A 20,278-nucleotide genomic window follows, 5' to 3' on the forward strand; every position below is an offset into this window, starting at 1 on the left:
CGGCTTTTCAATCGGTATTATGACGCACGCCATGGCGACCTCTCGGCGCTATTAACGCTTTTTTTCATTTGTGACATGACAGCCCCCACCGGCCTCATCGATGCGCAGCGCATTACCCGCCGCGACGCCAGCAGTGGCAAGACCCTGCTCGCTCCGACCGATTTCAGCCTCGCAGCGGGATCGCGAATTGCTATCACCGGACCGTCAGGGTCAGGCAAGAGCGTGCTGCTGCGCGCGCTCGCGCTGCTCGACCCGCTCGACGGCGGTCGCATCCTGTGGCGCGGCCGCGGGATCCGGCGCAGCGCGATCCCGCGCTACCGGCGCAGCGTCGCGTACGTGCGCCAGCGCCCCGCTCAGATGGACGGCACCGTCGAATCGCAGTTGCGCTATCCGTATTCGCTCGCGATCTATCGCGACGTGTCGTTCGATCGCGCGCGCGCCGAAGCGCTCGCCGCGCAAGCGGGCCGCGGTTCCGACTTTCTCGACAAACGCGCGAGCGACCTGTCGGGCGGCGAAGCGCAGATCGCCGCGCTACTGCGCGTGCTGCAGCTCGATCCCGACGTACTGCTGCTCGACGAGCCGACCTCCGCACTCGATCCCGAATCGGCGCGTGCGATCGAGACGCTCGTCGGTGCGTGGTTCGACGCGGCGCCCGACGCCCGGGCGTACATGTGGATCTCGCACGACCCGGCCCAGGCCGCGCGAATCGGCACGATGCGGCTCGTGATGCAGGCCGGCGTCATGCATGTCGCGAACCCGATGGAGGCTGCGCAATGAGCCCGGCACTGCAGGACCTGAGCCTCGTCGACGTCGGCATCGCCGCCGCGCTCGTCGCCGTCAACGGCGCGCTTTCGGCGGCCTTGTCGCTCGGTCTCGGCCGCAAGCTTGCGCTCGCGGCCGTGCGTACCGTCGTGCAGCTGCTCGCGATCGGCTACGTGCTCGGCTGGGTGTTCGGCCATCCGCACTGGTACGTCGTGTTGCCGCTCACCGCGCTGATGACGCTGATCGCCGGTTTCGCCGGCGCGGGGCGCGGCAAGCGCACCTATCGCGGCCAGCGCATCGACAGCATCGCGTCGATCTGGTTCAGCAGCTGGTTCGTCGCGGCAGTCGGCCTGTTCGTCGTGATCCGCATCCATCCGTGGTTCGCGCCGCAATACGCGATTCCGATCCTCGGGATGATTCTCGGTAATACGCTGACGGGCGTGTCGCTCGGCGTCGAGCGGATGATGGAAGAACTCACGGCACGCCGCGACCGCGTCGAAACGGCGCTCGCACTCGGCGCGACGCGCTGGGAAGCCGCACAGGACGCCGCGCGGCAGGCCGTGCGCGCGGGCATGCTGCCGACGCTGAACCAGATGGCCGTCGTCGGCGTCGTGAGCCTGCCGGGGATGATGACGGGCCAGGTACTGGCCGGCCAGTCACCGTTGCAGGCCGTGCGCTACCAGATCGTGATCATGTTCCTGATCGCCGCGGCGTCCGCGCTCGGCACCGTCGGCGCGGTGCTGATGACCTATCGCCGGCTGTTCTCGGCGGATCACCGCTTTCTCGCATCGCGGCTCGAAGAGCGCGCGCACTGACACGCGGCGGCGGTGCGCGGCGGTGCGCGGCGTACGCTCAGTGCGCGCTGCGTCGCTTGCCGATCGCCTGCCGTAACGCGGCAGCGATGTCGGCGCCGGGTGCGAGCCCGTCGACCGACGCGACGAGCCGCACCGCGCGCGGTGTCGTCACATAGGCCTGTGCACCGACATAGCCGCCGCTGCCTGCCGAACGCGTCGTCACGACGAGCGCCTGCGGCGCACGTGCGCCGAGGTCCGCCGTGTACGCATCGGCGATCGTGCCGTCGCGCGCATGCAGCAGGCCCGTCACGTAATCGTCGGTATCGAAGCCGGGCGCGGCATGCGCGGTCGAATACACGCGCACCGCGTAGCTGCCGGTCGAGCACGGTTCGAGTGCGCCGCTCGATACGACCGCCACCTGCTGCCGCGTCGGCAGCTCGACCTTCTTCACGAAACCGCAATCGTCAGCCGCGTGCGCGTGCACGGCGACGAATGCAATCGCAGACAGCAGCGCGCGCATTGGGGATTTCATCGGGATGGGGTGACGGAAAGGAAAGAATGCGGACGAGCATAACGTGACGTCTGCATGACGTCACGCACCGCTGCCGCACGGCAGCGGCACCGTCCCGCGAAGAAGGCGGCGGGAAAACCTCGCGATGGCGGCGCGCATCGCTCACGTGCCGCCCTGCTCGCCCCGCCTGCCGAATCCGTTGCGCGCGCACCGGACCCAACGCCGGCCCGCGCGCGCCGCTCAGCGCTTGATCGACACCGTCACCTTGGTGCCGTCGCTCATCGTCACGGACTTCGACCCGCCATTGGTCGGAATCGACACCCACTTGACCTGGCTCACCGACACGACGTCCGGGCATTGCAGCGACTTGCCGCCGGCCGTCACGCTGCGCGTGCCCTTCGGCGCGGCCGCCTGGAAGCTCATCTGCACGTTGGCGACGCCCTTCGCATCGACCGACGGCGCGAGCCGCACCTGGGTCTGGCGCACCATCGCGCCGTTCGCGTCGCGCGGCAGGTTGTCCGCGTTCGGACAGCCGTCCGGCATCGCGACCGCGCCGCTCGGCGGCACCGATTTCCAGTTGAAATCGTCCGTCTCGCCCGAGCGGATCTTGCGGGTCTCCTGCGTATTGCCGTAGGTCTTCGAGTCGACCTTGACGGTGTATTCGAGCTGTCCCGTACCGCCGCCCTTCAGGCTGCCCTTGACCGGCGGCGCCGCGAATACGCTCGCGCTGACGCACGCCGCCGCGAACACGACCGACCACGATGCGGCGACCGACAAGCTGCGTTGGCTCATGCTGACCTCCTTGTAATGCGGCGGCACGCGCGTGCCGCGCGGTTTTCGATGCATGATGCGCTGCCAGTCTACCGCCAAGCGGGATGCAATGCGCCGCAAACGCATCGGGTGTTACCCCGCTTGCGTTCGCGGCGTCGCAACCTTACGCGAGTGACGGCTTCAGAAACCGCTCAGCACGAGCTTGCCGATCGAGCGTCCGGCCTCGAGCAACTGGTGCGCGCGCCGTACGTTCGCCGCATTGATCGTGCCGAGCTGTTCGCCAAGCGTCGTACGCAGCGTGCCGCCGTCGACGAGCCGTGCGACTTCGCCGAGGATCCGGTGCTGCTCGATCATGTCCGGCGTCTCGAACATGGCTCGCGTGAACATGAATTCCCAGTGAAACGCGGCGCTCTTCGCCTTCAGCAATTCGACCGGCACCGGTTTCTCGTTCTCGACGATCGTGCAAATGCCGCCCTGCGGCCGGATTACTTCCGCCGCGGCAGGAAAATGACGGTCCGTGTCGTTGAAGATCAACACATAGTCGACGTTCGGATGGCCGGCCTCGCGCAGTTGCGCCGGCAGGTCGCCGAAATGGTCGACCACCGCATCCGCACCGAGCGAACGCACCCAGTCGGCCGACGCCGGCCGCGACGCGGTCGCGATCACGTACAGCTTGCCGAGCGTCTTCGCGAGCTGGATCGCGATCGACCCCACGCCGCCCGCACCACCGATGATCAACACCGACTTGCCGGCGTCCGCGCCCTGCGGCGACACGTGCAGCCGGTCGAACAGTGCTTCCCACGCGGTCAGCGCCGTCAGCGGCAGCGCGGCCGACGCCGCGAAATCGAGCGTGCGCGGCTTCAGCGCGGCGATCCGTTCGTCGACCGTGTGGAATTCGCTGTTCGCGCCGGGCCGCGTGATGCTGCCCGCATAGAACACTTCGTCGCCGGGCCGGAACAGCGTCACGTCGGCGCCGACCGCGACCACCGTGCCGGCCGCATCCCAGCCGAGCACGCGCGGCGTCTCCTCGACCTGCGGCTTCGGCGCGCGCACCTTGGTGTCCACCGGGTTCACGGAAATCGCCTCGACCTTCACGAGCAGATCGCGCGGGCCCGGCACGGGCTGCGGCAGTTCCACGTCGAGCAAGGCTTGCGGGTCATCGATCGGCAGATAGCGGGTCAGTCCAACGGCTTTCATCTCGATACTCCTTTCAGGGAATCCGGGCGGGCCGCGGCGCAGCCCCATGAACGTCATCGTAGGCAACCCGATCCTTCGAGAAAACCGCTATATTTCCTGAAACATTTTCAGGAATTTCAGAACAATGGTGTCCGATCCGATTCCGGTTCCCGACAAGCCGCTCGATCTGCTCGACGTCGCGCTGTTCGTGCGCGCGGCGCTGCTCGCGAATGTCACCGCGGCCGGGCGCGAGTTCGGCGTGTCGGCCGCGGTTGCCAGCGCGCGCATCGCGCAACTCGAACGCCAGCTCGGCGCACGGTTGCTGCACCGCACCACACGCCGCATCAGCCTCACGCAGGACGGCGAAGTCTTCATGGCACGCGCCGACGCGCTGCTGTCGGCCGCCGACGCCGCGCGCGCGTCGGTCGGGCACGGCCGCAGCGAGCCGTACGGGCGGCTGAAGGTGTCGATGTCGTCGTCGTTCGGCCGCCAGCACGTCGCGCCGGTGATTCCCGCATTCCTGCGCCGCTACCCGTCGGTGTCGCTCGACCTGCGGCTGTCCGACGAGATCGTCGATCTCGTCGACGACGGCTACGACGTCGCGATCCGCCTCGGCGCGCTGAAGGACTCGACACTCGTCGCGCGCAAGCTCGCTGCAAACCGCCGTGTGCTGTGCTGCTCGCCCGCCTATCTCGCCGAACGCGGCACGCCGCGCCATCCGGCCGACCTGACCCAGCACGAGTGCGTGATCCTCGGCGACCAGCGCGACTGGTCGTTCACGACGCCGCAAGGCCCGCTGACCGTGCGGGTCGGCGGCCGGCTCGTCGCGAGCAACGGCGAGGCGATCCGCGAAGCGCTCGTCGACGGCTTCGGGATCGCGATCAAGTCGACCTGGGACGTCGGACCGCTGCTCGCGAGCGGCGCGCTCGTCACCGTGCTCGACGATTACCCGTTCGCGGAAGCGGTCGCGATCTGGGGCGTCTATCCGAGCCGCGCGCATGTGCCGCTGAAAACGCTCGCGTTCATTTCATTCCTTGCCGAGCATTTCGGCGATCCGCCGTACTGGGATCGCGCGAACGGATGACAACCGCCGCACCGCGCACGGTTTCGATCCGGCCCGGTCGCCATGCGCGGCCAACCGGCTACAATGGCGCGTTCGCGACGCAATGGCCCGCAGCCGGACGGGGCCCTCGTTCGCAGGCGGCCGCCCATTGGCCGCGCATGCCATTCATTCGCCTCCCAACCATCCCGTCATGACCCACAATCTCGTCATCCAGAGTCTTGCGCCGCTGTCGGACGCCCATCACAAACCGCTGCTCGCGCTGTCGCGCGGCACCCGCATCGTGCAGACCGACGATCACGCGCTGCGCATCGAAAACGCGAATCCGGCACAGCGCCTCGACATCGACGCGTACTGCGGCACGCATGCGCTCGATTTCGCGTTCGTCGAAGCCGGCCGCACGCTCGGCGATTTCGGGCTCGCCGTGATGGACATGGATTCGACGCTGATCACGATCGAGTGCATCGACGAAATCGCCGATTTCTGCGGGCTGAAAACGCAGGTCGCGGAGATCACCGAAGCATCGATGCGCGGCGAGATCCGCGATTTCAACGAAAGCCTCACGCGCCGCGTCGCGCTGCTGGCCGGGCTCGACGCGCAGGCGCTCGAACGCGTGTACGAGGAACGGCTGCAGCTGTCGCCGGGCGCCGAGACGATGCTGGCCGGCGTGAAGGCGGCCGGCATGAAGACGCTGCTCGTGTCGGGCGGCTTCACGTTCTTCACCGAGCGGCTGAAGGCGCGCCTCGGCCTCGACTACGCGCATGCGAACACGCTCGAGATCGTCGACGGCAAGCTCACCGGCAAGGTGCTCGGCGAGATCGTCAACGCGGACGTGAAGGCGCGCCTGCTACGCGAGACGTGCGCGTCGCTCGGCCTCGAGCCGAATCGCGCGATCGCGATGGGAGACGGGTCGAACGACCTGAAGATGATGGCCGAAGCCGGGCTGTCCGTTGCGTTCCACGCGAAGCCGGTCGTGCGCGACGCGGCGACGGTCGCGTTCGATCATGTCGGCCTCGACGGGCTGCTGCGGCTGTTCTGATTCCGCTGCACCGCTCATGAAAAACGCCGGCGCGATTCAACATCGCGCCGGCGTTTTGTTTTTACGCGAGGCCTTCGCGGCCTGCGATCAACCGAGTACGTCCTGCATCGCGCGTTCGATGTCCGCGCGCAGGTCGGCTTCGTCTTCCAGGCCAACGTAGAAACGCACCAGCGTGCCGCGATGCGGCCAGTCCGGACGCATCGACGCGACGTCGTAAGGCATCGCGAGACTGCACGCGCCGCCCCAGCTCCAGCCGATCGCGAACAGTTCGAGCGACTCGACGAAGCGGTCGATCTGCTCCGCGCTGTAGCGTTCGTCGAACACCACTGAGAACAGCCCGCCCGCGCCGGTGAAATCGCGCATGAACGACGCATGCCCCGGGCAATCGGCGATCTGCGGATGCAGCACTGCCGCGATCTCCGGCCGTGCCTTCAGCCATTGCGCGAGCGCAAGCGCGCTCTTGCTGTGCGCATCGAAGCGCACCTGCATGCTCGGCAGGCTGCGCAGCACGAGCGAGCAATCATCGACCGACACGCCGATCCCGCAGCGCATCCGCGCGAGCTTCAGCTGCGCGTGAAGTTCCGCGTTCGCGGTGATCGTCGCGCCCATCAGCACGTCGCTGCCGCCCGACTGGTACTTGGTCAGCGCCTGCACCGAGATGTCGACGCCGTGCTCGAACGGCTTGAACGCGAGCCCGGCCGAGAACGTATTGTCGATCGCGGTGACGATGCCGCGTGCCTTCGCGGCCGCCGCGATCGCCTGCACGTCGGGCACTTCCATCGTCACCGAGCCCGGCGACTCGATCCAGATCAGCCGCGTGTTCGGCTGGATCAGGTCGGCGATGCCGGCGCCGATCAGCGGATCGTAGAAGCGCGCAGTGATGCCGAAATCCTTCGCGAGCCAGTTGCCGAAATCCGCGTTCGGGCCGTACACGTTGTGCGGAATCAGCACGTCGTCGCCCGCTTTCACGATCCCGAAGTAGACGTTCATGATCGCCGCGAGGCCCGACGGCTGCAGCAGCGCGTGCGTGCCGCCCTCGATCTCGGCGAGCCGCTGCGCGAGCGCGAGCGACGTCGGCGTCGCGTGCAGCCCGTAACGCCACTGGTTGTCGTTGTGCCAGACGAGCGCGCGCATCGTCGCGAGATCGGGGAACACGACCGTCGACGCACGCGCGACCGGCGGCACGAACGACCGGAAGCCTTCCGGAATGACGTCGTCGGGTTGAACGATACGGGTTTGAAGTGCGCGCTTGGGAGTGGATGCAGTCATGACAGGAAGCCGGGCACGAGGCCGTTCGGTTGCGGAATATGTCGCTAGATTAGCCAAAATCGGCGCGGTTGGCCCGGTACAATGCGCGCCGCGCGCGCCGAGCCAGCGCGCGCTCAGTCGCCGGTGCGCAGGTTGACGACGCCACCCACCGTCTCGATTTCCTGCACGCGGCCGTCGCGCACCTGCAGCGCCGCGCGCTTGCCTGGCGCCAGGCGCAGCACGACCGGCTGCGGATCCGACTCATCCGAATTCATCCGGTCGGCCTTCAGTTCGCCCGTCGTGTCGAAGCGGCCGATCCACACGCCCGTGATGTTCGTGCCGTCGTTCGATTCCTCGATCTCGAGCGTATCGCCGTCGCGATCGCCCGCGAGCAGCACGACCTCGCCCGTATCGGCGAACTGGTACTCGCCGTGCACGCCTTCCTCGTCCGTCTTCGGGCCGAGATGCACGACGATCGGCCGGTCGCCAAGCGTGCCTTCGTAGCGCGGCAGGCGGGCGAACTCGGGATTCGGCTTCAGCGGCCGCGCCGCTGCCGGTTCATCCTGCTGCACGCCCGGCGCGACGGCCTGCGCCGCGACCACGCGCGGCATCGCGAGGCCCGCTGCCAGCGCGCCTGCGACGACGAGCGCCCGTTGCCATTCCGAATATCGACCCACCTTGTATTGCTCCTTGCTTCAGATTCGCTCGAAAATCGCGGCGATGCCCTGCCCGTCGTGCGGGGCCGTGGCCGGCGTACGCGTGGCGCGTCAGCCTTGCATCAGGCGCTCCACCGCGTCGCGGTGCGGAATCGGTGCGACCGCGCCGTAGCCTGTCGTCGACAGCGCCGCCGCTGCATTCGCATAACGCGCGGCCGCGAACGGATCGTCGCCCGCGACGATCCGCGCGACGAACGCGCCGCCGAAGCAGTCGCCCGCGCCCGTCGCATCGACAGCCTCGACCGTGAAGCCCGGCACGACGCGCCGCTCGTCCGGCGTCGCGACATACGCGCCTTCCTTGCCGAGTTTCAGTGCGACGACCTGCGGCCCGTGCTCGAGCATTGCATCGACGATCGCATCGCGATCGTTCGCGCCCGTCAGTGCCGTGACGTCGTCCCAGCTCGGCAGGCAGATGTCCGTCTGGCGCAGCGCTTCGCGCATCACCGCGCGGGCGCGCGGCAACGGCCACAGCTTCAGGCGCAGGTTCGTGTCGAAGCTGACCTTCGCGCCGTGGCTGCGCGCATGGTCGATCGCCGCGAACGCCGCGTCGCACGCGATCGTGCTGATCGCGAGGCTGATGCCCGACAGATGCACGGCCTTCGCGGTCGCGAGCGCATCGAGCGGCAGGTCGCCTGTGGCATAGCGGCTCGCTGCGGAGCCCGCGCGCAGATAGTCGAACTGGTGACCGTCGGCGCCATGCGTGACGAAATACACGCCGGTCGGCGCCGCGCGGTCGATCCGCACGTACGTCGTGTCGACGTGTTCCGCCTGCCACATGTCGGCCAGCAAGCGGCCGAACGGATCGTCGCCGATCGCCGACACGAAGCCCGTCGACGCGCCCTGGCGCGCCGCCGCGATGCAGAAGTTCGACGTGTCGCCGCCGAAGCCCTGCAGGAATTCGGGACGGCCCGGCTGCGACTGGTTGAATTCGATCATCGCCTCGCCGAGCGCGAGGATCTCCGGAAATGCGGCGGTCATCGCTTACACCTCGCCCCACAGATCGTGACCGTCGGCGCCCGTGATCTTCACGGATACGAAATCGCCGACCTTGTAGCGCTTCGATGCCTTCGTCGCCGGCTCGACATAGACGACGCCGTCGATTTCCGGCGCATCGGCTGCCGTGCGGCCGATACCGCCTTCCTCGCTGACTTCGTCGATCAGCACCTTCAGCGTCTTGCCGACCTTGCGCTGGATGCGGTTCGCCGACACTTCCTCGGCGACTTCCATGAAGCGCGCGCGGCGTTCCTCGCGAACGTCATCCGGGAGCGCGCCGTCGAGTTCGTTTGCCGTCGCGCCTTCGACCGGCGAATACGCGAAGCAGCCGACGCGATCGAGTTCCGCCTCGCGGATGAAGTCGAGCAGCGTTTCGAACTGCTCTTCCGTCTCGCCGGGGAAGCCCGCGATGAACGTGCTGCGGATCGTCAGGTCGGGGCAGATCTCGCGCCACTTCTGCACGCGCTCGAGCACCTTCTCGGCGTTCGCCGGACGCTTCATGCGCTTCAGCACTTCCGGATGCGCGTGCTGGAACGGCACGTCGAGATACGGCAGCACGTGCCCCTTGAACGGGCCTTCGGCCATCAGCGGAATCACTTCATCGACGCTCGGATACGGGTACACGTAGTGCAGGCGCACCCATGCGCCGTACTGTGCCGCGAGTTCGCCGAGCGCGGCGACCAGGTCGGTCATGCGCGTCTTGATCGGCTTGCCGTTCCAGAAGCCCGTGCGGTACTTCACGTCGACGCCGTAAGCGCTCGTGTCCTGCGAGATCACGAGCAGTTCCTTCACGCCCGACTTGAACAGGTTCTCGGCTTCCAGCATCACTTCGGCGACCGGGCGCGACACGAGGTCGCCGCGCATCGACGGGATGATGCAGAACGTGCAACGGTGGTTGCAGCCTTCGGAGATCTTCAGGTACGCGTAGTGGCGCGGCGTGAGCTTGATGCCGGCCGCCGGCACGAGGTCGGTGAACGGGTCGTGCGGCTTCGGCAGGTGCGAATGCACAGCCTGCATCACTTCGCCCACCGCGTGCGGGCCGGTGACGGCGAGCACCTTCGGATGGACTTCCTCGATCAGGTTCGAGCCGCTGGCGCTCGACTTCGCGCCAAGGCAGCCAGTGACGATCACCTTGCCGTTCTCGGTCAGCGCTTCGCCGATCGCGTCGAGACTTTCCTGCACGGCTTCGTCGATGAAGCCGCAGGTGTTCACGACGACGAGGTCGGCGCCGTCGTAGGTGCCGGAGATTTCATAACCTTCGGCGCGCAGCTGCGTGATGATTTGTTCGGAGTCGACGAGCGCCTTGGGGCAGCCGAGGGATACGAACCCTACTTTGGGGGATTGGGACATCTGGATGTGTGGGGGCGTGGCAGCAAAAGCGTGAGTTTACAGCGATTTAGGGTCCAGCAGCCTAAAACGAGTGGCTGCGGCGGCACAGGCTTTCGGCTCGGATGTGCCGTGTGGCGGACTGCCGTGCGCGAGGTCGAGTTTGATACGACCCTTTCACTACGTGACGAAGGGTATTCCGCCGACCATAAGCGACGTCTGGAAAGGCCCATTCAACGTGGTCGTGCAGGTAGATCGGGGACGGTCAGGTGCAAGACGGCCTGCGCTGATTTGTCTGGGGTCTGGGCGGCCGGAGTCGGGCCGACACTTGTTCCGCCATTGGCGCAACCCACGTAGATCGCGAATACCACGATTAGGGGCGACGCGGCGGGCGACAGCCTCGCGGCGAAGGAACGCAACACGGTTCTGCCGGTGCGCGCTCCGTACATCAGGCATCAGTGTGCAGAAGAGAAACTCGGAGGCGACCAGTTGAACGCTTTGCTGTTCGTTGCCGAGCCAAGCACGAGAATGACACCGTCGTGACAGATGCGAAATTGTCAACCGCTGATTGTCGTCGTTCATCAATACAATTTGCCTACGCTATCGCAGCGGTAAGCCATCTTCGACAGTCATCACCGACGGCGCCCCCGCCGCGTAGCGACCGCTTGCTGTCACTCCACAAGCCACCCAGGCTCGCCCTCGACCAAGGTGCCGCCATGGCTGGTGGTGTCACCCTGACGCGCCGCCGGCCGACCTTCGATCTCCGTGCCGGGTGAGCCGGTTTGAATCTCCGCTCCGCAACTGATGCGGTCGCCCACGCGCGCGATCGCTCGGCCGTTAATGGCAGCGGACTCGGCGCCGCTGACGACGGTTCCGTCACCGTGGACGGGACAGCTGTGTCGGTGACCGACGAGTACGATAGGTCGCATATCAAGCTCCTTATGGTTTGTACTACTTCTGAATATCCTGGCGCTTACTAGCGCGCAGGCGGAGACCACCGAAGATGCCGATCGCCAAGGCGGGTAATGAGGCCAAGGCGAGTTTCATAGTCACGACGGCGATGGCGAGGCCCAGACAACTGACCACGATCAGTGCGCCGAGCACCTTGGCCAGCCACGTGCCCTAGAAATGGCTCTGCTCGATCGGCACCATTGGATGGTGCGACCGCCACGTCGCCATGGCGGGTCCAAGCGCCGCCGCGGAGGCCTTGTAGCCGGGCGTCTTGCGGTTACCGAGCAACGCCATCGTTGGCTGCTGCCGGCGCGTGAGCCGGATCAGTCCGTCCAAGGTAGATGCGGTGATACTGTCAAAGGTGACGGTTCCATAGCGCTTGAAGACCAAGGCGTCGGGTGTAATGTGCACCACATCTTTGGCAGGTGGGTACACCACGTGGGCCAAGATCAACGGGGTGGCGATGCAGACGATTATCAGCACCGCGATGGCAAGAAGAGGTCCGTCGGTGCGCAATGGGAATGGCACGAACATCGACACGACTAGCAGTGGAGAAAATAGCGCCATCACCGGGGCGGCCTGGTGCCACCGAGTGTAAATAACACGTTAGGTCGGTCATTGCCCCCTTTGATCGCCGTTTCGAGGCTGGGATTGGTCATGCGAGTGCACTCCAGAAAATAATTGATCGGCCGCTTCGAGACCGATGGGACTCCGCTCAGGCGCTTTGTGCACGTAAGCACGACGCCAGAAGCCGTGCTGCTACCACAATGCCTCGGTCAGTTCGAGGGCTGGGTAACTGCCCTATCGGCCTTCTCGGCTGAAACCACTGCACGAGGCAAATCACGCCGCCATGCCCATGCCCCACGCGCGGTGCGCGCCGTAGCAGGCCATGGTGACGACGCTGATCTCCAGCGCGTTTCCGGTCATTCGACGTGCGGATGGCCAGTGCCACGCCGGGTCGCTTCTTTCTGGAAAATCGCAACGCCATCTTCATCGATTCAACGCGCCAAGGCTTCCGCCGGCGGCGGTGCGCTCAACGCACCTCCTTTGGGATCGGGTTTCCGGGTATCAATTCTCCCCTCCGTCCCATACGCCATCGCAAGCGTCGATGAGTTCCTTTGGCCATTTGCGGCGCGGAAGGATGCGGTCAAGCCACATATAGAAGATGTCGCCCAGCGCTATGAGCCATAAGAAAGGTGCGACGACAGGAAAGAGCGCGGGTGCCAGCAGGCGCTTCCACCAAGTGCGTGTCTGGAACATACCGAACGGATTCCACGCCTTGATGCACTCTCGCATGCTGGTGGCTCGATAGTTGTCCAGTGCCGAGGAAGGCGGCAGGGCATCCATGCCGTCTTGCATGTAGAGGCGGATGTATTCCCACACCATTGCTGCACCGTAGATGCCACGATTGAAGAAGGCCTCGTCGGCATCCTTCGTCGCAGCGATGCCGATGCGCAGACGACCATCAGCATGTGACCTCTCCGGGTCGGCGCAGGGAAAGGCCAGGGTCAGCACACCCTCATTGACTGGCGCGCCGCCTACTGCAAAGGTGGTGACATCCTTGATATAGGCTTCCAGATGGTCCCATGACTGGCTAACTGATTTACCCTGAATGACGCAGATCACTTGACGCGTCCTTCGATTGAAGATGATGGGCAACTGAGTGCGCCAGGGAATGAAAATCCAGGAAAAACCCAACAAGGCTAGAGCAGTCATGCCAACCGTGTGGTCCAAGCTCCCCAGATAGTGCGTCAGGGCTCCAGCGGTGTATCCCTTATGGTCGCGATCATCGACGTAAGTCAAATATTCGAAAATGGAGAACATTGCGAATGTAAAAGGAATCATTACAGCGGCCCACCAACTCATGCTACGTCTTCCACCATATATGCTGCCGAAGGCTGTACGCATGAATAGGCAGTGCTCGGTGACCTTCATAACGTTGTTGTCAGCAGCAGGCTCCACACCTAAGGGCGAGTCACCCGGGCGCAGGGCGTCAACGCGTGCGAAGAAGATGCTGCGCTCTGCCTTGGGAACTTGGTGTCGATTCATGGTCCGTTATTTCTGGTAGTAGAACGGGGCATCGCTCGCATCGATATCGCATCGCGTTTGCAACGCTTCTTGCAGGAGCGTCGGCGTATATGCGGCGATCAAGGTCAAGCGGTCGGCGGCCTTTTTGCTGAGGCCAGTCACCGCGTAGGTGCGAACCACGCCCCCTCCGTCCAGCGGCCTCCCTTTACCGTCTTCGGTCAATGTTGGCGCCGCCCCGCCGACTCCGCTGCTGGCATGAGTGATGGTGGGCGGTTTCACAGTGCCATCTAGCGGATAGACAATCGTCAACACCAAGCGTGGCTCGTATGTAAGGTAGACACCGCTGCTGCTGGGCAGCGGTATGGGCGAGTGCTTGGCGCCGACAACCTTCCACTCGCTATCCTCTAACTTCGGCGCACAGACAGCGTTTACATATGCCCTGTTCTCATCATCGAGGGTGGTGTATGTCTCCCTAGAAGCCCGTCCCAGCAACTCGCGCTTACCAAAAGTCCCGTCGTTAAGCCAAAAGCCGAGCGGAGTGAATTGGGCCTGCTCAGCCTGCCACACCCACCATATGCCCATTCCCAAAAGAATCACACCGGCGACAAGCCAACCCCCTACGGGTATACCGGCTACGACGCTCGCCATTGTCCCGCCCGCCGCGAGCACACCACCGCCCGTGGTCAAAGCTGCTCCTCCCAGCCCCAGACCGACGCCGGCCAACGCATACGCTTTGGCTGCCTCGTGGTTCCCAATGCTCTTTTGATCAGCTGCTTTGAACCAGTTTGAAAGCGCATCAAACAGAGCTCCCGCATAACCGAACAACCGTAGTGCTCCGGCACCGGCGAGACGTTGCAACAGAAATCCGGAAATTGATGCCCGCGAGTAAACAGCCGGCATCAGTGCCCTTGTGTTCATAAGAACTCCGTTCGTTGCACTTCCGATACCCATGAATGCGGCCATCAAATTCCATTGCGCTCCATAGCTCTTGTCCGAACGGAAAGTAATAGCGGCATTTTTCAGGTTAATGAGACTAAAGAACGCCACCCCACCCGCTACTCCGCGCTCAAACACTTGCAGGAACGGATTGGCGACGCGTGTCATCGGCGTCAACCGCTGGAACACGGCAAGCTCCATGGTGTCCCCTGCCCCCATGGCAATCGATCCTCGCGCCACTGTGCCGCGAGGAAATCCTGCCGCGTCATCCAAGGCATCCGCCGCTTCCGGGAGTGTCAATCCGCGCACGATCACGCGGTCCTGATAGCGTGTTTCCACCATGTTCACAAGACGATTGGCATCTTCCACTGTGCCCATGCCAGCCAATTGATGGACGCGGTTCGCCACTGCGTCACGTGCCGCGCCGTGCCACGGGCGAGTCTGAGTCCCCGCCCTCGGGAATCGACTGAGCGTGTAGACACTCACCTGCTCCATCAAGAAATGCAACGCCACGTAGCGCATAAGCTGTCCCAGACCCTTGCTGAACGCGGCATCCGTGGCGACATCTTTCTTGTTCTCCCAAAGCGTGTCCGCAAACCCCTTGTCATGGTCAATATTGATCAGAATGGGATTGGTCTTCCACGGCAGTTTCCACCACCGCTCGAACAACTCGCGCTCGTTGTCCTTCTTGCCAGGCGGCGTCGTTTCGGTCCCCCAGATCATGCTCTCGATGCAGATAGCAAATGCGAGCGCGTGACTGGTGGACGAATTCGGATCCTCGGTGTCATAGCGCAGGAATGAGGTACCCATATCGTTCGCGGACTTTGTTGTCTGGTAGTTCTCCAACCATTTGCAGCGGTCGTTCTTGTGGTCCAGTACCACTCCATGGCGCTTTCCGATTTCCTTGGCAAACTCCTGCATGAACTTCACACGATCCGCCTCCCGGACATGACGGGCATAGAGCCCGGCCGCGTTCGACAAGACCGCGGAGCGCTGGCCAATCGGTTCGATGGGCATGGCATCGAGTTGCCGACGGGCATTGGGGTACGAGGACGGGCGATGCCGGGCCGGTTCGCGCTCGATGACGGCCAGGTTGTCGGCAAAGCGTTTGCGGATCCACTCTCGCTCGTCGATATCCCGTTGCAGGGTGCGGTCAAACTCTTCCCGATTCTTGCCGGCCAAACCCTTCTTCTGAGCGTATGCGGATTCATAGATGCGCTCGATCAACTCGGCGATCAGCATCTTCCGAAATCGTTTCACGTCGCCGTACGTGCTCGACTTGTCTGGCGCGGAGTTGTAGCTCTCCATGGCCTGGCGCGCTTGGAAGAACAGGCCGCCAAGGTCCTGCACCAGCGCGATGTTGTCGCGCATGACCACGGCTATTTGCTTGGCAGGCGCAACGGCTTTCATGCTGGTGAGCAGTGCCTTGGCTGTCGGGATGACGTTTTTTAGTTTCCACGGCGAGAAATCGAGGTTGGTGCCTTTGAATTCCTCCACCAGGTCGCCCATCCCTTCGGCGGCGAAGGTGTGTTTCGCTGGTGCGTCGGCCTGCCAGGCCTTGATGTCGATGGTGGTCGCCAACTGGGTGCGAATGCCATCTTGGTCGGACTGGATGGCGCGGATTTTCCGCTCAGTCAACAAGGTGTCCGTCAGCAAAAGATGAACGACGGAGCACTCCCGCGCCCAGATATGGCGAACGGTGTGCCCAGGCTTGTAGTCTTTGAGCGCGCCTTCCAGGGAGCGGTGCTTGGATTGCAGCTCGATGAACTGTCCGCTCTCTTCATTCACTCGCCAAACGAAGACGTCTCCTTGCGTCTCGTCGAACAGGTAGATAAAACCGCCACCGATGCAACGCAAGCCATATTGGGCATGATCTAGCGCTCTGAAGCTCCGGTCCAGCGAGGGCAGCTCGTAGGGATAGAGTGAACCGCCTTTCGGTTTAGCATGAGCGGAGTAGCGCAAGGGAAACAAGGGGATACGAGCGTGGCAGCTTTCGCGAGCGCTGGCGTATGAGGTCGTTCCGGCCATGCTCAGGCTCCTTCGGTAAGCAGATGGTTCAACGCCCCGGTCGCACGAGCGCCCGGTGTCAGGTTTGCGTCGCCCAACAAGGCGACGACGGCATGCGCGTGCGCCAGATAGGCGGGGTGGCGGAACGCCTCCATCGCAGTTTCCAAATGGTGCGGCTCCTGGAAGCCCCATTGGTAAAGTTGCTCCAGCCAGATCCGTGTTTGCTGGCGAGCGCTATCGCGGAAGCTATGGGGGGCGCCCAGTGTGAGCGCCGTCTGCTTGCGCAACTGGTAGTCGGCCAAGCCAGCATCGATGGCAGCCATCTCAGGGGCGGAAAACTGGAAGCCCCCCTGCACCTGGTAGCCACCTGCAGACTGCCGATAGCGCCACCATTGGTGGTCCGGGCCCAGGTTCTCCCGCCACTGCAGTTCTTGCACCGGGCCAAGCAGTGTGCCGGCACGATGCGGGTCCAAGGCTTGCAACACGCTAGCCAATGCCGCCGTTTCCTGAAGACGAAAGCGTGCCTTCTTGCCGTCGGGCATGTGCACGAAAAGAATTTCGCGCAGGTGGGCCAGCACGGTCTCCATGGGTTCGGGCGTCACCAGGAGCACGGCGGCGCCGGTTGGCGACCATACGTCAATGAAGGTGCTCGCCAGAGCCGAACCCGGTCCGTACTGGACCAGCATCGGCCCCCGGGTGTCGTAGTCGTGGTATTCGGTTTCACGCCACACCCAGCGTTGCGTACAGGTGAAATCCAGCGAGCGCACTGTATCCGCGATGGTGTGCTCTTCCGGCGTATTGGGTTGCGCCAGCAGCCACTCGTCCAGTATTTCGCTCTCCAGCAACAGGTAAGTCGAAGGAGAGGTATCCGTGGTCGCTGGCAGTATCGGTTGCTCCAGTGCCTCAAGCATTGTCAGCCTCCCCGGAAGTTGCCGCATGGGCAATCGGAGCGTGGGCAACTCCCGTCACTGCGCTTCATGCAGAGCACATCAAACGGCAGGCCCTCGGCAGGGACGCCCACTGGGGCGGGTACCGTACTTGTGCCCCCACTGCTCTGCGTCATTGGTCCCTTTACTCGAATCGCCACGCCTTCCAGCGTGATGCCACCGCCGTCGATGCGCACGGTGCCGCCCGGGCCTTTGACCTCCAGAACCTCGGCCGCACGGATTTCATAAACTTTGGTGCGATGCCGAATTGCTTGCCCCGCCTCCAGTTCGACACGCCCCTGCACGCGCTGCGTTAGATGCCCGCCGATATCTACTGTGTGATCCGCCACGGTCTTGTCGCGGCGATGGTTGCCGACTTCCTCGGTTCGGTCCTTGCCGGTGTGGATCGTGTGGTTGCGGCCGATGCCCAGGAGGTCGTCCTGCCCGATGTCGTGGCGTCGATCCTGGCCGACGGTGACCTGCTCGTCGCGACCTACGGTTTCTTTGCGATCGTTACCGATGACGATCGTTTCGTCGTGTCCCACCTGCTCGCTGCGGTCGTTGCCCACGACGGTGGCTTCGTCGTGGTTGACGTGGATGTTCTGATCCCTCTGTGCGTGGACGTAGATTTCCTCCTGATCCTTCTCGTCCTCGAAGCGCAGTTCGTTGTAGCCCTCACCCTTGTGCGTCTGGCTCTTGATCGTCATCCGCGTCTTGTGTCGCGGCAGTTCGTACGGCGGCAACTGCAGGCGGTTGTACGCCCGCCCAATGATGAGCGGCTGGTCCGGATCGCCATCCAGGTTGACCACGATCACTTCCTGCCCGATGCGCGGGATCGCCATATGCCCCCACGTCGCGCCAGCCCAGTTCTGCGCGACCTGGATCCAGCACGAGCTGTGCTCGTCGTGCTTGCCCTCGCGATCCCATGGGAACTGCACCTTCACCCGGCCGAATTCGTCGGTGTAGATCTCTTCGCCTTCGGGGCCCACCACCGTTGCCGGCTGCGGACCGTCGATACGCGGGCGCGGCAGCGGCTCGGCGCGCCATTCCGCGTCGTCGGGCACCAGCACCACTTCGTAGCGATAGTGCGTGCCTTGTTGCGCGTCGGCGCTCTCCTCCGCCTGACTGGCGTATTGCTTGCCGTGATGCACGATGCTCACTGACCGCCAGCCGCGGTTCATGTCCTCACGTGGGTGACCGGTGAGGTCGAAGGCGAGGCCCGGTTGCAGGCGCGCGTCGTCGCCGCTAACCAGTGCGATACGCGCATCGCGGCGGTGGCCGCGCAGGCGGTCCTGCGTGAATGCCTTGCCGCTGGGCTCGTGCTTGTAGCGGCCCGGATAGTCGTAGCGCGCGTAGCCGCGGCCCTGGTGATCCAGGTCCGCGCCCTTGCGCGGGTATTCGTGCGGATAGCGTGGACTCTTGAACGTGTAGTCGCGCTGCACCTGGCGCGCGGTGCGCACGTTCTCGGTGTACGCGAAGGTGCGCAGGCATGGCTGCGGCTGGTCGCCACCGGGCGTGGGGTTGTACAGCACTGGCTCGCCCTGCTGGCGACCGAAAATAAAGAGGCGATCGCAATGGATCAGGCGATGCCCGTCCGCCTTGTGCTGGAACGCGTAGAAAAAGCCCTCCTCGCGCAGCATGCGTTCGATGAAATCGTAGTCGGTGTCGCCAGCCTGCACGCAGTACTCGCGCGCCAGATGCTCGTTGGTGACACGCTGTTCATAGTCCAGCGTTTGATGGTGTGCCTTGAGCACGGCCGTGGCGATCTCGGGCACGCTCAGGGTCTGGAAGATGCGCCAGTCGGAGGACAGCTTCAGGCGCGCCAGGCGCGGCTCAACGACCGCGGAGTACCGGGTACGTCGAAAGCCCATGTCGCCTTGCACGAAACTTGACACCGCGCCGTGCACGTAACGCACGGGCACGCCGCCTTGCCAGATCGTGAGCAGGCCGTTGCGGTCGAGCACCTGACCGAAGTCGATGGCGGCGTTGGCGCTGGCCAGTTCCACCCGCAACAGGAAGGTCTCGGACAGGCCCTCGTGCAGGGTGAACTCGACGACCTCGAATGATTCGTCGCCGGCGGTGAAGGTAAAGCGCAGGTCGGATTGCGTAGGCATGGTCGCTCCCGTGGCCTGGGTTACGGTTTGAGGATGTGATCCAGCGATTGCAGGACCTGGTCGGTGGTGGCACCCAGCCTGATCGAGAAGAACAGGTAGGCGCCGACCAGTACGGCAAACGCGATCACCCAGGGTGTCCAGAGGGGCATCTGGCGCTTGAGGCGGTACCTGTACGTGGCGACGGTGGGCGCATCGGTGAGGCGCTCGGGCGTATCGCCGCGCAGCGGCCGCAGGATGCGGTGAAGCTTGACGATGATCGCGTTGAGCACGTCCTGCTGGTTGTGCTGTTGGCCGTATTTGCCCTGAAAGCCCAGGCAAAGGCAGAGGTATTTGAATTCCAGGACGTGGTGGTATCGCTCCGGCTCCATTTGCATGCGCGCGAGCACGGTGAAGAATTTTTCGCCGCCCCAGGTTTCGTTGTGGTGGTAGCTGAGCAGCGAGCGATTGCGCCAGAGCGAGCTGTTTCCCCAAGGAGTGGCCATGACAGCTTCGTCGATGAAGGTGCACAGCGCGTAGCGATAGGCCAGTTGGGTGGCGCCGTCGTAGCCGAGCTGACGCACTTCCTCGGATAGCGCGGTGATCTGGTCACGCACGCTGGCGTAGAGCGTGGGGATGTCGTCGCAGCGGTCGAGGCGGCGCAGGCGGATGACCAGGCCCAGCAGCGGCTGCGCGGCATCCACCAGGGGGTTGAGGCTGTAGCCGCGCAGCTGGAATTGAAGATCATCGTCGTGGTCGATGCGAAACACCGAATCGAAGAGCATGCTGCCCTTGTCCCCGACCGGGACGACGCGTGGGGTGCGCAGAAAGTCATCCGACTGTGCCGCCGGCAATTGCCCTGACGGTTGGGGCGCCGGCTGAGGTACCCGCGACAGGGACTCGCGATCGATCCTGTCGTCGCCGATATCGACGGTGGTGTTCAT

Annotated in this window: 18 protein-coding genes; 4 read left to right on the top strand and 14 right to left on the bottom strand. The window is 64.4% G+C overall.

Going from position 1 to position 20,278, the window contains the following annotated elements; all coding sequences use genetic code 11:
• The first annotated feature begins 75 nt into the window (after positions 1-75).
• Positions 76-777 (top strand): ABC transporter ATP-binding protein, encoded by a 702-nt coding sequence (locus BLA15945_RS04195; protein ID WP_059234065.1) that lies wholly within the window; start codon positions 76-78, stop codon positions 775-777.
• Complete coding sequence (locus BLA15945_RS04200) at positions 774-1,577, top strand: ABC transporter permease (protein ID WP_174991554.1); 804 nt, start codon at positions 774-776, stop codon at positions 1,575-1,577. Before BLA15945_RS04195 ends, BLA15945_RS04200 begins: the two co-directional genes overlap by 4 nt.
• Positions 1,578-1,614: 37 nt before the next feature.
• On the opposite strand, the gene BLA15945_RS04205 is transcribed toward BLA15945_RS04200, so the two are convergent.
• The 3 genes from BLA15945_RS04205 to BLA15945_RS04215 all read right to left on the bottom strand — a co-directional run bounded on the left by BLA15945_RS04205 (position 1,615) and on the right by BLA15945_RS04215 (position 4,035).
• Positions 1,615-2,088 carry a PliI family lysozyme inhibitor of I-type lysozyme gene (locus BLA15945_RS04205; protein ID WP_174991555.1) on the bottom strand — a complete coding sequence of 158 codons (474 nt, stop codon included), beginning with the start codon at positions 2,086-2,088 and terminating at the stop codon, positions 1,615-1,617.
• A 219-nt stretch (positions 2,089-2,307) separates the two neighbouring features.
• Positions 2,308-2,859 carry a DUF6013 family protein gene (locus BLA15945_RS04210; RefSeq protein ID WP_059236731.1) on the bottom strand — a complete coding sequence of 184 codons (552 nt, stop codon included), beginning with the start codon at positions 2,857-2,859 and terminating at the stop codon, positions 2,308-2,310.
• Between the two features lie 159 nt (positions 2,860-3,018).
• A complete protein-coding gene (locus tag BLA15945_RS04215; RefSeq protein WP_174991556.1) occupies positions 3,019-4,035 on the bottom strand; it encodes a zinc-binding alcohol dehydrogenase family protein in 1,017 nt (338 codons plus the stop codon).
• A 124-nt stretch (positions 4,036-4,159) separates the two neighbouring features.
• Here BLA15945_RS04215 and BLA15945_RS04220 point away from each other — a divergent pair, with 124 nt between their 5' ends.
• Entirely contained in the window at positions 4,160-5,098 is a 939-nt protein-coding gene (locus BLA15945_RS04220) for a LysR family transcriptional regulator (protein WP_174991557.1), read from the top strand.
• 169 nt (positions 5,099-5,267) lie between these two features.
• Positions 5,268-6,113 (top strand): phosphoserine phosphatase SerB, encoded by an 846-nt coding sequence (serB, locus tag BLA15945_RS04225; RefSeq protein WP_059234060.1) that lies wholly within the window; start codon positions 5,268-5,270, stop codon positions 6,111-6,113.
• 87 nt (positions 6,114-6,200) lie between these two features.
• Here serB and BLA15945_RS04230 read toward each other — a convergent pair whose 3' ends face one another.
• The 11 genes from BLA15945_RS04230 to icmH form a co-directional block, all read right to left on the bottom strand.
• Positions 6,201-7,382, bottom strand: a complete 1,182-nt coding sequence (locus tag BLA15945_RS04230; protein ID WP_174991558.1) for a cystathionine beta-lyase — start codon at positions 7,380-7,382, stop codon at positions 6,201-6,203.
• 113 nt (positions 7,383-7,495) lie between these two features.
• Positions 7,496-8,038 (bottom strand): hypothetical protein, encoded by a 543-nt coding sequence (locus tag BLA15945_RS04235; protein ID WP_174991559.1) that lies wholly within the window; start codon positions 8,036-8,038, stop codon positions 7,496-7,498.
• Between the two features lie 90 nt (positions 8,039-8,128).
• Positions 8,129-9,055, bottom strand: a complete 927-nt coding sequence (locus BLA15945_RS04240) for a sugar kinase (RefSeq protein ID WP_059234057.1) — start codon at positions 9,053-9,055, stop codon at positions 8,129-8,131.
• 3 nt (positions 9,056-9,058) lie between these two features.
• On the bottom strand, positions 9,059-10,420 hold the full coding sequence (gene rimO, locus BLA15945_RS04245) for a 30S ribosomal protein S12 methylthiotransferase RimO (RefSeq protein ID WP_059234056.1): 1,362 nt from the start codon (positions 10,418-10,420) through the stop codon (positions 9,059-9,061).
• A gap of 647 nt (positions 10,421-11,067) precedes the next feature.
• Entirely contained in the window at positions 11,068-11,325 is a 258-nt protein-coding gene (locus BLA15945_RS04250) for a PAAR domain-containing protein (RefSeq protein WP_081051822.1), read from the bottom strand.
• A gap of 193 nt (positions 11,326-11,518) precedes the next feature.
• On the bottom strand, positions 11,519-11,887 hold the full coding sequence (locus BLA15945_RS04255) for a hypothetical protein (RefSeq protein ID WP_174991560.1): 369 nt from the start codon (positions 11,885-11,887) through the stop codon (positions 11,519-11,521).
• Between the two features lie 528 nt (positions 11,888-12,415).
• A complete protein-coding gene (locus tag BLA15945_RS04260) occupies positions 12,416-13,396 on the bottom strand; it encodes a hypothetical protein (protein WP_174991561.1) in 981 nt (326 codons plus the stop codon).
• 6 nt (positions 13,397-13,402) lie between these two features.
• Positions 13,403-16,339 carry a toxin VasX gene (locus tag BLA15945_RS04265; RefSeq protein WP_174991562.1) on the bottom strand — a complete coding sequence of 979 codons (2,937 nt, stop codon included), beginning with the start codon at positions 16,337-16,339 and terminating at the stop codon, positions 13,403-13,405.
• Positions 16,340-16,341: 2 nt separating this feature from the next.
• Entirely contained in the window at positions 16,342-17,229 is an 888-nt protein-coding gene (locus BLA15945_RS04270; protein ID WP_059234051.1) for a DUF4123 domain-containing protein, read from the bottom strand.
• A gap of 2 nt (positions 17,230-17,231) precedes the next feature.
• Positions 17,232-19,358, bottom strand: a complete 2,127-nt coding sequence (locus tag BLA15945_RS04275) for a type VI secretion system Vgr family protein (RefSeq protein ID WP_174991563.1) — start codon at positions 19,356-19,358, stop codon at positions 17,232-17,234.
• Positions 19,359-19,378: 20 nt separating this feature from the next.
• Complete coding sequence (gene icmH / locus BLA15945_RS04280) at positions 19,379-20,278, bottom strand: type IVB secretion system protein IcmH/DotU (protein ID WP_174991564.1); 900 nt, start codon at positions 20,276-20,278, stop codon at positions 19,379-19,381.

It is taken from the genome of Burkholderia arboris (genome assembly GCF_902499125.1).
GTDB classification, from domain to species: domain Bacteria; phylum Pseudomonadota; class Gammaproteobacteria; order Burkholderiales; family Burkholderiaceae; genus Burkholderia; species Burkholderia arboris.